Source organism: Sphingomonas sp. 3P27F8, from assembly GCF_005502745.1.
GTDB lineage: Bacteria > Pseudomonadota > Alphaproteobacteria > Sphingomonadales > Sphingomonadaceae > Sphingomonas.
In genome coordinates this window covers 167,021-179,512 of record NZ_SCNL01000009.1, presented here as the reverse complement: position 1 = coordinate 179,512, position 12,492 = coordinate 167,021, and the positions used below count along the sequence as shown (strand labels likewise).

13 protein-coding genes and 1 riboswitch are annotated in these 12,492 nt (G+C 67.1%); of the genes, 8 read left to right on the top strand and 5 right to left on the bottom strand.

Going from position 1 to position 12,492, the window contains the following annotated elements; all coding sequences use genetic code 11:
• The 5 genes from FFS35_RS12475 to rimP form a co-directional block, all read right to left on the bottom strand.
• Window positions 1–595: translation initiation factor IF-2 associated domain-containing protein (locus FFS35_RS12475; RefSeq protein ID WP_212742204.1), on the bottom strand; the 595-nt coding region annotated here is incomplete at its 3' end.
• Window positions 592–1,323 (bottom strand): DUF448 domain-containing protein, encoded by a 732-nt coding sequence (locus tag FFS35_RS12470; protein WP_137787416.1) that lies wholly within the window; start codon window positions 1,321–1,323, stop codon window positions 592–594. The genes FFS35_RS12475 and FFS35_RS12470, both read right to left, overlap by 4 nt.
• Entirely contained in the window at window positions 1,304–1,525 is a 222-nt protein-coding gene (locus FFS35_RS12465; RefSeq protein WP_137787415.1) for a 4-oxalocrotonate tautomerase family protein, read from the bottom strand. Before FFS35_RS12465 ends, FFS35_RS12470 begins: the two co-directional genes overlap by 20 nt.
• Window positions 1,525–3,135: a transcription termination factor NusA gene (gene nusA, locus FFS35_RS12460; protein ID WP_137787414.1), complete on the bottom strand. Its 1,611-nt coding sequence runs from the start codon at window positions 3,133–3,135 to the stop codon at window positions 1,525–1,527. Before nusA ends, FFS35_RS12465 begins: the two co-directional genes overlap by 1 nt.
• Window positions 3,135–3,668: a ribosome maturation protein RimP gene (rimP, locus tag FFS35_RS12455; RefSeq protein WP_137787413.1), complete on the bottom strand. Its 534-nt coding sequence runs from the start codon at window positions 3,666–3,668 to the stop codon at window positions 3,135–3,137. Before rimP ends, nusA begins: the two co-directional genes overlap by 1 nt.
• 170 nt (window positions 3,669–3,838) lie before the next feature.
• Here rimP and FFS35_RS12450 point away from each other — a divergent pair, with 170 nt between their 5' ends.
• The 8 genes from FFS35_RS12450 (at window position 3,839) to FFS35_RS12415 (ending at window position 12,492) form a co-directional block, all read left to right on the top strand.
• Window positions 3,839–5,074, top strand: a complete 1,236-nt coding sequence (locus FFS35_RS12450; protein WP_137787412.1) for a PQQ-dependent sugar dehydrogenase — start codon at window positions 3,839–3,841, stop codon at window positions 5,072–5,074.
• A 79-nt stretch (window positions 5,075–5,153) separates the two neighbouring features.
• Window positions 5,154–5,264, top strand: a riboswitch (glycine riboswitch).
• 183 nt (window positions 5,265–5,447) lie between these two features.
• Entirely contained in the window at window positions 5,448–6,590 is a 1,143-nt protein-coding gene (gene gcvT, locus FFS35_RS12445) for a glycine cleavage system aminomethyltransferase GcvT (RefSeq protein WP_137787411.1), read from the top strand.
• Between the two features lies 1 nt (window position 6,591).
• Window positions 6,592–6,963, top strand: coding sequence for a glycine cleavage system protein GcvH (gene gcvH / locus FFS35_RS12440; RefSeq protein ID WP_137787410.1), 372 nt, complete (start codon window positions 6,592–6,594; stop codon window positions 6,961–6,963).
• Window positions 6,964–6,971: 8 nt separating this feature from the next.
• Window positions 6,972–7,739 (top strand): class I SAM-dependent methyltransferase, encoded by a 768-nt coding sequence (locus FFS35_RS12435; RefSeq protein WP_137787409.1) that lies wholly within the window; start codon window positions 6,972–6,974, stop codon window positions 7,737–7,739.
• The gene (gene gcvPA / locus FFS35_RS12430; RefSeq protein ID WP_137787408.1) at window positions 7,739–9,097 is read left to right on the top strand and encodes an aminomethyl-transferring glycine dehydrogenase subunit GcvPA; all 1,359 of its coding nucleotides are present in this window, start codon (window positions 7,739–7,741) and stop codon (window positions 9,095–9,097) included. The genes FFS35_RS12435 and gcvPA overlap by 1 nt, the downstream gene beginning before the upstream one ends.
• Window positions 9,094–10,671, top strand: coding sequence for an aminomethyl-transferring glycine dehydrogenase subunit GcvPB (gene gcvPB, locus FFS35_RS12425; RefSeq protein WP_137787407.1), 1,578 nt, complete (start codon window positions 9,094–9,096; stop codon window positions 10,669–10,671). Before gcvPA ends, gcvPB begins: the two co-directional genes overlap by 4 nt.
• Window positions 10,672–10,768: 97 nt before the next feature.
• Window positions 10,769–11,704 carry a nitronate monooxygenase gene (locus FFS35_RS12420; RefSeq protein WP_137787406.1) on the top strand — a complete coding sequence of 312 codons (936 nt, stop codon included), beginning with the start codon at window positions 10,769–10,771 and terminating at the stop codon, window positions 11,702–11,704.
• Window positions 11,704–12,492: an enoyl-CoA hydratase/isomerase family protein gene (locus tag FFS35_RS12415; protein WP_212742203.1), complete on the top strand. Its 789-nt coding sequence runs from the start codon at window positions 11,704–11,706 to the stop codon at window positions 12,490–12,492. Before FFS35_RS12420 ends, FFS35_RS12415 begins: the two co-directional genes overlap by 1 nt.

Genomic DNA, 12,492 nt, shown 5'->3' with positions numbered 1-12,492 from the left:
GAGCGGGAGGGGCAGGCGGCGGCGCGACAGGCTCGGCCTTCGCCGGCGCCGGCGCGGGCGTGCTGGCGGCTACCGGAGCCGGCGGCGCGGGCGGGGCGGGCGTGGCCGGCGCTGCTGCTTCGGGAACAGGCTTCGGTTCCGGCGCGGGCGTGGGTTCCGGCGCGGGCGCGGCGGCGGACTTTGCCTCGGCCTCGCGCTTTTCCTCCATGCGACGCGCTTCTTCGGCAGCAGCGCGCTGACGCTCTGCCTCCTCTCGGCGGCGCTGATCCTCCAGCGCCTGCATGCGCTGATCGTCAGCCTCGCGCAGCATGCGGGCCTGGCGCTCCTGCGGGGTTTCACCGGCAGGCGCGCGCGGCGGCGCCGGGCGTGGCGGTTCCGGGGCCTGCTGAACGGGGGCGGGGGACTCCGCCGCCGTCTGTTCCGGCGCGGGAACGCCGCCGGGGCCGATCACGCGACGGCGCTTCACTTCGACTACCACCGTGTTCGAACGGCCGTGGCTGAAGCTCTGCTTCACCTTGCCGGTCTCGACCGTGCGCTTCAGCCCCAAAGGCGCGCGCATGCCAAGTTTCGGCTTGTCGTTGTCGGTTTCGCTCACTCAAATTCCTCGTGCGTCGTCACGGCCGGTTGCCCGGATGATCCGGGCGTCGATGCGCCTTGCGAGGCCGTTTCGCAAGGCACGGAAATCAGATCAGGGCCGATAAAATGCAGCCAGCGATCGAGCGCTTCGCCCAATCGCGCGGCCGCCAAGCGGTCGGTAACGCCGATATGTACCACGTTCTCGCGGCCCAGCGCCATCGACAATATGGTGCGTTCCAGCGGCAAGGCCAACCCCTTGAGGTCACTTCCTTCACGATCGGTGCCGACGCGCCACGCCTGCGCGAGCTTTCCGCGCCCGTCGGCAGCGGCATCCGCGGCGTGATACAGCGCGTGCAACTGCCCGCCGCGCGCCGCCGCCTCGATCCGCTCCGATCCGGTCAGCAGCGTACCCGCGCGCGATTCCAGCCCGAGCCGATCGAGCGCGTTACGTTCCAGCGCGGCGGCGACCAGCGCCGGCAAGTCGTCGGGAACGGCGAAATCGCTCGTCTTGAACGCGCGGGCCAGCGCGCCGCGCAGCTTCCCCTTCGGCCCCATCGCGGTTTCGAGGCCGGTGCGATCGACCCCGATCCACGCGCCGCGCCCCGGCGCCTTCGCGCGAACATCCGGCAGCACGCGGCCATCCGGTGCAAGTGCAAGCCGCACGAGTTCTTCCCGCGCGGCCTGCGCACGGCCCAGGATGCAGGTGCGGGTGGGCGGCTCTAGAGCATCATTGCGAGGGTTCCGCATGAGCGTCTCCCTCGGGTTTGCGATCGGCGATCAGGATGCCGGCCGCGCCATAATTCTCGGGTGAGATTTCCTCGATCACGATCTGCACCGCGGCCGGGCTCTTGCCCAGCCGCGCGACGAGCGCGGCGGTGACGTCAGCCACCAGCCCCGCCTTCTGCTCCCTGGACGCGGAGCCCGCCATTCGGATCGACACGAACGGCATCAGGCGTCGCTCGCCTCCGCGGTGTCACCAGCCTGGTCCTCGTCCTCGAACCAGTGCGCCCGCGCCGCCATGATGATCTCGTTGCCCTGCTCGTCGGTAAGGCCATATTCGGCCAGCACGCCGCCCTTGTGCTCGGGGCGCTTGGGCGCGTCCTCGTTGCGACGGCGCGGTTCCTGGCGCTTCTTCTCGACCAGTTCGTCGGTCGCGAGATCGGCGAGATCGTCGAGCGTCTTGATGCCGGCCTTGCCGAGCGTGACCAGCATCGCCTCGGTCATATAGGGCAGCTCGGCCAGCGCGTCTTCGACACCAAGGGCGCGGCGCTCGTCGCGTGCGGCAGCGTCGCGGCGCTCCAACGCTTCCTGCGCGCGGCTCTGCAATTCCTGCGCGAGATCCTCGTCAAAGCCCTCGATGGCGGACAGATCGTCCAGCTCGACATAGGCGACTTCTTCCAGTTCGCTGAAGCCTTCGGCGACGAGCAGCTGAGCCAGCGTCTCGTCCACATCCAGTTCGTTCTGGAACAGTTCGGAGTTGCGGACGAATTCCTGCTGACGCTTCTCGCTCGAGTCGGTTTCGGTGAGAATGTCGATCGCCTTGGCGGTGAGTTGCGAGGCAAGCCGCACGTTCTGGCCGCGCCGGCCGATCGCCAGCGAAAGCTGATCGTCCGGCACCACCACCTCGATGCGATCCTCTTCCTCGTCGATCACCACGCGGCTGACGTTCGCGGGCTGAAGCGCATTGACCACGAAGGTGGCGGTGTCCGGCGACCAGGGAATGATATCGATCTTCTCGCCCTGCATCTCCTGCACGACCGCCTGCACGCGGCTGCCCTTCATGCCGACGCACGCGCCCACCGGATCGATGCTCGAATCATGGCTGATGACGCCGATCTTGGCGCGGCTGCCCGGATCGCGGGCAGCGGCCTTGATCTCGATGATGCCGTCGTAGATTTCCGGCACTTCCTGCGCGAACAGCTTCTTCATGAAATCGGGATGCGCGCGGCTGAGGAAAATCTGCGGCCCGCGATTCTCGCGCACCACCTTGAGGATCAGCGAGCGGATGCGATCGTTGACGCGCACCACCTCGCGCGGGATCTGCGCGTCACGGCGGATGACACCCTCCGCGCGGCCGAGATCGACCACGACATGGCCGAATTCGACGCGCTTGACGACGCCGGTGATGATCTCCCCGGCGCGATCCTTGAACTCCTCATACTGGCGCTCGCGCTCCGCATCGCGGACCTTCTGGAAGATGGTCTGCTTGGCGGCCTGCGCCTGGATGCGGCCGAATTCGATCGGGGGCAGCGGATCGACGAGATAATCGCCGACCACCGCGCCGGGCTGCAGCTTCTGCGCGCCCTTCACATCGACCTGCTTGTAGATGTCGTCGACCAGCTCCACGACCTCGACGACGCGCCACAGGCGCAGATCGCCATTGCTCGGATCGAGCTTCGCGCGGATATCCATTTCCTGGCCGTAGCGGGTGCGGGCGGCGCGCTGGATCGCATCCTCCATCGCCTCGATGACGATCGCCTTGTCGATCATCTTCTCGCTGGCGACGGAATTCGCGATCGCGATCAGCTCCGCGCGGTTGGCGGTCACCCCGGTGGCCATTATTCGGTTTCCTCTGCTTCGATTTCTTCTTCCGCGCCCTCGGCAGAGAGCGGGACGGTTGCCTGAATGAGCTTGTCGGTCAGCACCAGCTTCGCATCGACCACGCCGGCGAACGGCACATGCGCGATGGCGCCGCTCTTCTGCACCACCGCGATCGTCTCGCCCTCGATGCCGGCCAGATCGCCCTTGAACTGCTTCTGGCCATCGATCGGCGCAGCCAGCACGATCCGCACTTCATGCCCCGCCCAATCGGCGAAATCCTTGCGGCGGGTCAGCGGGCGATCGATGCCGGGGGACGATACCTCCAGCCGGTAGGCATCCTCGATCGGATCCTTTTCGTCGAGCATGTCCGAAAGGCGACGCGACAGCGCGGCGCAATCATCGATGGTGAGCTGCCGCGTATCCGGGCGCTCCGCCATCACCTGCAACGTGCGATCGTCGCCCTTGCCGAGCAGCCGCACGCGCACGAGGTCGAAGCCGAGCGCCTGCGCCTCGGGTGCGATCAATCCGGTCAGTGCGGCGAGATCCGCCATCGTTGCTCCACGCGTGGGTTAAGGCCGCCGCGAGGGGTTCCCCGCGACCTCTTCATCTGGCGATGTAGAGAAAGCACGGGCGATATATGCCGAACCTCGCCGCGACGCAAGCTGGCACCGACAGCCGATAGCGGCGTTATGCATGAGAAGCACAATTCCCGGAGATATCGATGATTCGCCGCCAGTTTTTCGTTCTCGCGCTCATGACCGGCAGCGCCTGCGCCGCGCAGCAGCCGGCCGATCGCCAGACTCTCCTGGAAGGCCCGCAGGGGCCGCAGCCGGCGGGGGCGAACAATCCGGTGCCGAGAAATTCCCCGGCCGAGCCGGGAATCAGGAACATCCCGGCGACCACCGGCCGCGCGAATCTGCCGCTGACGCCGCCGCCGTTCACCGTCACGGAGATCGGGCGGTTCGACGAACCGGTGGCGATCGCGCTGCTGGCGGACGGCGCTGCGCTCGTCACCGAAAAGCCGGGCCACCTCAAGCTGCGCGCGGCGGACGGCGGCGTGCGCGATGTGGCCGGGGTGCCGGCGGTGGCCTATGGCGGGCAAGGGGGCCTGCTGGACGTGGCGCTCGCTCCCGATTTCGCGAAGAGCCGCACGATCTACCTAAGCTATGCCGAGGCGCGCCCGAATGGCGGTTCGAGCCTCGCGCTGATGAAGGCGACGCTCGACGGCGCCAGATTGTCGGGCCAGCGCGTGATCTGGCGGGCGGGATCCGACGGGCCGGGCGGCCAGTTCGGCGCCGCGATCACCTTCGCGCCGGACGGCAGGTCGCTGTTCCTGGCATCCGGCGAGCGCCAGCGCTTCACGCCGGCGCAAGACCCGGAACAGGCGCTCGGCAAGGTGCTGCGGCTGACGCTGGACGGCGCGGCGTGGCCGGGCAATCCGCAATACAAGACGGGCGGGGTGCGCGCGCAGACCTGGACGGCCGGGCATCGCAATCCCTACGGCCTGGCCTTCACCGGCGACGGCCGATTGTGGGAAGTGGAGATGGGGCCGAAGGGCGGCGACGAGCTCAACCTGCTGGAGGCAAACCGCAACTATGGCTGGCCGATCGTGTCGAACGGCATCAATTATTCCGGCGCTCCGATCCCGGCGCACCCCTCCAGGCCCGAATTCGCCGCGCCGAAATTATGGTGGACGCCTACGATCTCGCCGGGGGGAATGATCGCCTATTCAGGTGCGCTATTCCCGCAGTACAAAGGATCGCTGCTGATCGCCGGCATGTCTGGCGAGTCGCTTGTCCGCGTCACCTTGAAGGGCGACAAGGCGTATCCGGCCGATCAGTGGAAAATGGGCTTGCGCATCCGTGGGCTGGCACAGGCGCCCGACGGCGCGATCTGGCTGGTCGAAGATGCCGAACGCGGCGGCCAGGGGCGCCTGTTCCGACTGACCGGCAAATGATCGTCTGCGCACCGAAACGCGATTGACTCGTGCGCGCCGCGCGGTCACAGCCTGGGCCATCGTGATCCGGGCAACCGGCAAGGCACACGCGGGAGAGAGCCGCCATCGCCATCCTTCAAGGACGGCGGTGGGGGCCGCCGAAGGAGCAACCGCCCCGGAAACTCTCAGGCAAAAGGACCGCACGGGCCAAACGATACTCTGGAAAGCAGGCATGGCTTTCAGCCGCGCCTCACCGAAGGGGTAACCCCGCGCGCGCAGCCGCGGCGCCGCGCCACCGGGGGAAGCTCTCAGGTTCCCGTGACAGAGGGGGTGAACGGATCGATCGCGGGCGCGTTCCCGCGTCTGTCGCCCTTTCTGCCGGAAGACGCCCCCCATGACCGACCCACGCCCAAGCGACGACGATTTCGAGGAGCCGCAGATCCAGACGCTGCCGCTCGACGCGTGGCACCGCGCCAGGGGCGGCCGGATGGTCGAGTTCGCAGGCTATCACATGCCCGTTCAGTACGAGGGCATCATGGCCGAGCATCTATGGACCCGCGACGCCGCCGGATTGTTCGATGTCAGCCATATGGGCCAGCTGACCTTCACCGGCGCAGGAGTGGTGGCGGCGCTGGAGGCGCTGATGCCCGCCGATATCGCCGGCCTCGCCCTCAATCGTGCGCGTTATTCGCTGCTGCTGACGGAGGCGGGCGGCATCCTCGACGATCTGATGCTGACGCGCCAGGCCGACGACCGGGTGTACATGGTCGTGAACGGCGCGACCAAATATGATGATATCGGGCATATGATCGAGCATCTGCCCGACGAGGTGACGCTCAATCTGATGGACGATCACGCCCTGCTCGCGCTGCAGGGCCCGAAAGCGGTCGATGCGCTGGCGCGCGTCGTTCCAGGCGTGGAGGGCCTGGTATTCATGCAGGCCGCGCCGTTCGAGTGGCAGGGCCACGCGCTGTGGATCAGTCGTTCCGGCTATACCGGCGAGGACGGTTTCGAGATTTCGATCCCAGCCGAAGCCGCGACATCGCTTGCCGACGCGCTCGTCGCGCAGCCGGAGGTGAAGCCGATCGGTCTTGGCGCGCGCGATTCGCTGCGGCTGGAAGCGGGCCTGCCGCTCTATGGCCACGACCTTTCGCCCGAAACGACGCCGGTGATGGCCGATCTCGGCTTCGCGTTGTTCAAGCGGCGCCGCGAAGCGCGCGATTTTCCGGGTGCCGACCGCATCCTGCTGGAGCGTGAGAGCGGGCCAGCCGCGAAGCGCGTCGGCCTGCTTGTGGAGGGCCGCCAGCCGGTGCGCGAGGGGGCGTCCGTGCTCGATGCGGACGGCAGCGATGTCGGCAAGGTCACGTCCGGTGGTTTCGCGCCAACGGTCGGTGCGCCGATCGCGATGGCCTATGTTCCCGCGGCGCTCGCCACGCCCGGTACGCGCGTCCAGCTCACCCAACGCGGCAAGGTCCACAGCGCGACCGTGACGCCGATGCCTTTCGTTCCCCACCGGTATTTTCGAGGAGTGAAATAAGATGAGCCGCTATTTCAGCGAAGACCATGAATGGATCGACGTCGATGGCGAGATCGGCATCGTCGGAATAACCGATTATGCGCAGGGCCAGCTTGGCGACATCGTGTTCGTGGAAGTGCCGGAAGACGGCAAGGAACTGTCCAAAAGCGATGATGCCGCGGTGGTCGAGAGCGTCAAGGCGGCGAGCGACGTCTATTCGCCGGTATCCGGCACGGTGATCGAGGGCAATGCCGCGCTCGCCGACGATCCCTCGCTGGTCAATACGGACCCGGAAGGCGAGGGCTGGTTCTTCAAGATCACCTTGTCGGACCCGTCCGAACTGGACGAGCTGATGAACGAGAGCGCTTACGACGCGTTCGTCGCAAAGCTCTGATCGGCGCAATGGCCGTCTCGCCCGCTTCCGACTGGAACCCGCAGGCCTATGCCGCCAACGCCGCCTTCGTGCCGGCGATGGGGCAGCCCGTTGTGGACCTGCTCGGGCCGCGTGCGGGCGAGCGGATCCTTGATATCGGCTGCGGCGATGGCGTGCTCACCGCCGCGATCGCGCAGGCTGGTGCGGCGGTGGTCGGCGTCGATGCGTCGCCCGCGATGGTCGCGGCAGCGCGCGCGCGCGGGCTCGATGCGCGGGTGATGGATGGCGAGGCGCTGGATTTCACCGACGCGTTCGATGCCGCCTTCTCGAATGCGGTGCTGCACTGGATGCGTGACAGCGGCGCGGTGGCGCGCGGCGTGTTTCGCGCGTTGAAGCCGGGCGCGCGCTTCGTGGGCGAGATGGGCGGCGCGGGCAATTGCGCGACACTGTGGGATGGCATCCATGCCGAGCTGGCAGCGCGGGGCCTGTCGCTGCCCGCCGGGGAACTGCACTGGTATCCGACGGTCGGTGATTTCACCCGCGTCTATGCCGACGCCGGGTTCACCGATATCGCCGCCGAACTGATCCCGCGCCCCACGCCGCTCCCCACCGGCGCCAAGGGCTGGATCGAAACCTTCATGACCGGCCCGTTCAATGCGACCGGCATATCCGCCGCTACCCAAAGCGAGATCGCCCAGGCGATCGACGCGCGTGTCGCCGATCGGCTGCGCGGGCCGGATGGCGGGTGGGTCGCCGATTACGTCCGCTTGCGCTTCACGATGAGAAAGCCACTTTGATGCGTTATCTCCCGCTTACCCAGCCGGATCGCGAGGCGATGCTCGCGGCGATCGGCGTATCCTCGATCGATGACCTGTTCGTCGATGTGCCCGAGCCCGTCCGCCTCGCCGGCCCGGTCCGTGGCCTCCCCGGCCACGCCAGCGAACTGGCGGTCGAGCGCCACATGACGGCGCTGGCGCGGCAGAATTTGTCGGCGGGCGAGGCGCCCTTCTTCCTCGGTTGCGGCGCATATCGCCATCATGTGCCGGCGAGCGTCGATCATCTGATCCAGCGCGGCGAATTCCTCACCGCCTATACGCCCTATCAGCCCGAGATCGCGCAGGGCACGTTGCAGATGCTGTTCGAGTTCCAGACGCAGGTGGCGCGTCTGCTCGGCACCGATGTGGCGAACGCCAGCATGTACGACGGCTCGACCGCGTGCTGGGAGGCGATCGGCATGGCGCGGCGCATCACCAAGCGCGGCAAGGCGATCCTCTCGGGCGGGCTGCATCCACATTATGTGTCGGTAGCCAAGACGATGGCGAAATATACCGGCGATGCGCTCGACGTGTCGGTGCCGGCGCTTACGGCGGAAACCGATCTCGACGCGCTGATCGGAAAGATCGATGCGGACACCTCCTGCGTGGTGGTGCAATATCCCGATATCCTCGGCCGCATCGCCGATCTTGGCGCGCTGGCGGATGCCTGCCACGCCAGAAAGGCGTTGCTGATCGCGGTCGTGACGGAGCCGGTGGCGCTGGGCGCGATCAAATCGCCCGGTGAGATGGACGCCGATATCGTCGTCGGCGAAGGCCAGTCGCTCGGTGTCGGGCTGCAATTCGGCGGCCCTTACGTCGGCCTGTTCGGCTGCAAGGAAAAGTACGTCCGGCAAATGCCGGGGCGGCTGTGCGGCGAGACGGTGGATGCCGACGGGCGGCGCGGCTTTGTGCTCACGCTTTCCACGCGCGAACAGCATATCCGGCGCGAAAAGGCGACCTCGAACATCTGCACCAATTCCGGCCTGTGCGCGCTGGCGTTCTCGATCCACATGACGCTGCTCGGCGAAGCTGGCCTGCGGGCGCTCGCGGCGGCCAATCATGGCGGCGCGGTGGCGGCGGCGGAGCGGTTGCAGCAGGTGCCCGGCGTGCGCCTTGTGAACGAGACGTTCTTCAACGAATTCACCCTCGTTCTGGGCAAGGAGGCGCGGCCGATCGTCCGCGCGCTGGCAGACAGCGGCATCCTTGCCGGCGTATCGCTCGGCCGCCTCTATCCGGGCGAGGCGGCGCTCGCCAACGGGCTGGTCGTCGCCGTTACCGAGACGACGACCATGGAAGATGTCGAGGCGCTGGCGAACGCGCTTGAGGAGGAGCTGGCATGAGCGCGATCAACCAGAGCGGCTGGCGTCCGAGCGCGCCAGCGAAGGGCAATGATGCGCCGCCGACATTCACCGGCAACAAGGCGCTGATGCTGGAAGAGGCGCTGATCTTCGAGATCGGCGATACCAGCACGACCGGCGTGGAGGTGGCGGCGCCCGTCGGCACCACGTCAAAGCTTGGCAGCCTCGCGCGCACAGCGCCGATCGGGCTGCCCGGCTTGTCCGAGCCCGAGACGGTGCGCCATTACACGCGCCTCAGCCGCCAGAATTACGCGATCGACCTTGGGCTGTTTCCGCTCGGCTCGTGCACGATGAAGCATAATCCCCGGCTCAACGAGAAAATGGCGCGGCTGCCGGGGTTCGCGGATGTTCATCCACTCCAGCCTGTCGATACCGTGCAGGGCGCGCTCGGCGTCATCAACGAGCTTGCGGTGTGGCTGATCGAACTGACCGGGATGCATGGCGTGGCCATGTCGCCCAAGGCCGGCGCGCACGGCGAACTTTGCGGAATCCTGTGCATCAAGGCGGCGCTTGAGAAGCGCGGCGAGGGGCATCGCAAGGTGGTGCTGGTGCCGGAGTCGGCACATGGCACCAATCCCGCGACCGCTGCCTTCGCCGGGTTCACGGTGGAGGACATTCCCGCCAACGCCGACGGCCGGATCGATACCGAAGCGCTGAAGGCGCGGCTCGGGCCCGATGTCGCCGCGGTGATGATTACCAACCCCAACACCTGCGGACTGTTCGAGCGTGATCTGAAGACGATCAGCGACGCGGTTCATGCCGCTGGCGGCTATGTCTATTGCGACGGCGCGAACTTCAACGCGATCGTCGGGCGCGTCCGCCCGGGCGACCTGGGCGTGGATGCGATGCATATCAATCTGCACAAGACCTTCTCCACCCCGCATGGCGGCGGCGGCCCCGGCTCCGGCCCGGTCGTATTGTCCGAAGCGCTTAGCCCGTTCGGCCCGCTGCCGTTCACCGAGCGATACGGCGACGGCCATATCACGCTGGTGGAGGAGGAGACGGTCGAGGAGAGGCACCCGGACAGTTTCGGCCGGATGACTGCCTTCCATGGCCAGATGGGCATGTTCACGCGCGCGCTGACCTATATTCTCAGCCACGGAGCGGATGGCTTGCGCCAGGTCGCCGAAGATGCCGTTCTCAACGCCAATTATGTCCTTCGCAGCCTGAGCGACGTGCTCGACGCGCCGTTCGCCGCTTCCGGCCCGTGCATGCACGAGGCGATCTTTTCCGATGCGGGCTTCGCGGAGGGCTATTCCACGATCGACGTCGCGAAGGCGCTGATCGACGAGGGCTTCCATCCGATGACGATGTATTTTCCGCTCGTCGTTCATGGCGCCATGCTGATCGAGCCGACCGAGACGGAGAGCAAGGCAGCGCTCGATCAGTTTATCGGGGCGCTGCGCTCGGTGGCGGAGCGCGCGCGCGCGGGCGATCCCTCGCTGCGCACCGCGCCGCATTTCGCCCCGCGCAGCCGGCTCGACGAAACGCTCGCGGCACGCAAGCCGAAGCTGGTGTGGCAGGAGCCTGTGGCGACGGCAGAGGCCGCCGAATAACATACCCGTGTTTCGGCGCCGGCTCGTTTCGGGCTGGCGCCGCCGTGCGCTTCATGCCAACCCGTTCTTCGAAAACAGGCGGAGAGGAGTGCGCCGCATGGCGGTGAAGACGCGCGTCACGGAGATGTTGGGGATCGAAAAGCCGATCATCCAGGCGGCGATGGGCTGGATCGCCCGCGCCCAGCTTTCCTCGGCAGTTTCGAATGCCGGGGGCATGGGGATCATCGAGACATCCTCGGGCGAGCTTGACGCCGTGCGCGAGGAGATCCTCAAGATGCGCCAGCTTACCGACAAGCCGTTCGGCGTGAACGTGGCTCAGGCATTCGTCCGCGATCCCGATATCATTCGTTTCGTGATCGATCAGGGGGTGAAGTTCGTCACCACCTCGGCCGGGGATCCGATGAAATATACCGCGATGCTCAAGGATGCCGGGCTGACGGTGTTTCACGTCGTCCCCAATCTCGCCGGCGCGCTGCGCGCCGTGGAGGCCGGGGTGGACGGACTGATCGTCGAGGGCGGCGAGGGCGGCGGCTTCAAGAACCCGAAGGACGTATCGACGATGGTCCTCGTGCCGCAGGTGGCGGAAGCCGTGAACGTGCCCGTGGTGGCCGCGGGGGGCATCATGGACGGCAAGACGATGGCGGCGGCCTTCGCGCTCGGCGCGGAGGGCGTGCTGATGGGCACGCGCATCCTCACCGCCTCCGAAAGCCCGGTGCACGAGAACTGGAAGCAGGCGATCGTTCACGCCGACGCGACCGACACCGTATTCCTCAATCGCAAGGGGCCGGGGCCGGCGCTCCGCGCGCTCCGCACCGCGCGCTCGGCCCGGATCGCGGCGGAGGGCTCGGTCAATATCTTCGGTGAGTTCGCAGATACGCGGCGCGTCTATTTCGAGGGCGATCTGGAAGCGGGCATCGCGCTGACCGGGCAGGTCGCTGGCCGGATCCACGATGTGAAGCCGGTCGCGCAGATCCTCGACGAAACGATGCGGGATTATGCAGCAACGGTAACGCACATGGCGGGAGGCTTATGATGGCGGATGTACGATATGAAGTGGCGGACGGCATCGCCACGATCACGCTCGATCGACCCGAGCGGATGAACACCATCTCCGGTCCGATGCTGGACGAACTGACCGCATTGCTGGTACGCGCCAACAGCGATCAGGAGGCGCGCGTCGTGGTGCTGACCGGCACCGGCCGCGCCTTTTGCGCCGGGCTCGATCTCAACGCGGCGTCCAGCGCCGAGGGGATCGGCTCTTCCTCCGCCACGTTCGGCGCGACGATCGACCTGCGCAACACACCGCCCACTGTCTTGTTCGCGATGGACAAGCCGGTGATCTGCGCGCTGAACGGATCGGCGGCGGGCTATGGCATGGACCTCGCACTCGGCTGCGACATCCGTGTGATGGCGGAGGACGCGAAGCTGGCACCGGCCTTCGTGAAGCGTGGCGTGCTGCCGGAATCCGGCGGCACGTGGTTCCTTCCGCGCATGCTCGGTTGGGCGAAGGCGGCGGAAATCGTGTTTACCGGGCGCACGCTCGGCGCGGCGGAATGTCTTGCCGAGGGGCTGGTCAACCGTATCGTGCCGGCCGTCGAGGTGGCCGCCGTTGCGCGTGCGCTGGCGTCGGAGATCGCCGCCAACGCGCCGCTCGCGGTGCAGGCGGCAAAGCGGATGATGCGCATGGGGCTGGACGAGCCGTTCGACACGCATGTCCAGCACGTCTATCTGCAATTGCTGCCGCTGTTTCGCTCCGAGGATTTTCGCGAGGGCATGGCCTCTTTCCTCGAAAAGCGGGCACCTGCGTTCAAGGGGCAGTAG

Coding starts and splice junctions, on each gene's coding strand:
- gcvH (WP_137787410.1), top strand. CDS start 6,592: ATGAGCCGCTATTTCAGCGAAGACCATGAATGGATCGACGTCGATGGC.
- nusA (WP_137787414.1), bottom strand. CDS start 3,135: ATGGCCACCGGGGTGACCGCCAACCGCGCGGAGCTGATCGCGATCGCG.
- FFS35_RS12465 (WP_137787415.1), bottom strand. CDS start 1,525: ATGCCGTTCGTGTCGATCCGAATGGCGGGCTCCGCGTCCAGGGAGCAG.
- FFS35_RS12420 (WP_137787406.1), top strand. CDS start 10,769: ATGGCGGTGAAGACGCGCGTCACGGAGATGTTGGGGATCGAAAAGCCG.
- rimP (WP_137787413.1), bottom strand. CDS start 3,668: ATGGCGGATCTCGCCGCACTGACCGGATTGATCGCACCCGAGGCGCAG.
- gcvPA (WP_137787408.1), top strand. CDS start 7,739: ATGCGTTATCTCCCGCTTACCCAGCCGGATCGCGAGGCGATGCTCGCG.
- FFS35_RS12435 (WP_137787409.1), top strand. CDS start 6,972: ATGGCCGTCTCGCCCGCTTCCGACTGGAACCCGCAGGCCTATGCCGCC.
- gcvT (WP_137787411.1), top strand. CDS start 5,448: ATGACCGACCCACGCCCAAGCGACGACGATTTCGAGGAGCCGCAGATC.
- FFS35_RS12415 (WP_212742203.1), top strand. CDS start 11,704: ATGGCGGATGTACGATATGAAGTGGCGGACGGCATCGCCACGATCACG.
- FFS35_RS12450 (WP_137787412.1), top strand. CDS start 3,839: ATGATTCGCCGCCAGTTTTTCGTTCTCGCGCTCATGACCGGCAGCGCC.
- FFS35_RS12470 (WP_137787416.1), bottom strand. CDS start 1,323: ATGCGGAACCCTCGCAATGATGCTCTAGAGCCGCCCACCCGCACCTGC.
- gcvPB (WP_137787407.1), top strand. CDS start 9,094: ATGAGCGCGATCAACCAGAGCGGCTGGCGTCCGAGCGCGCCAGCGAAG.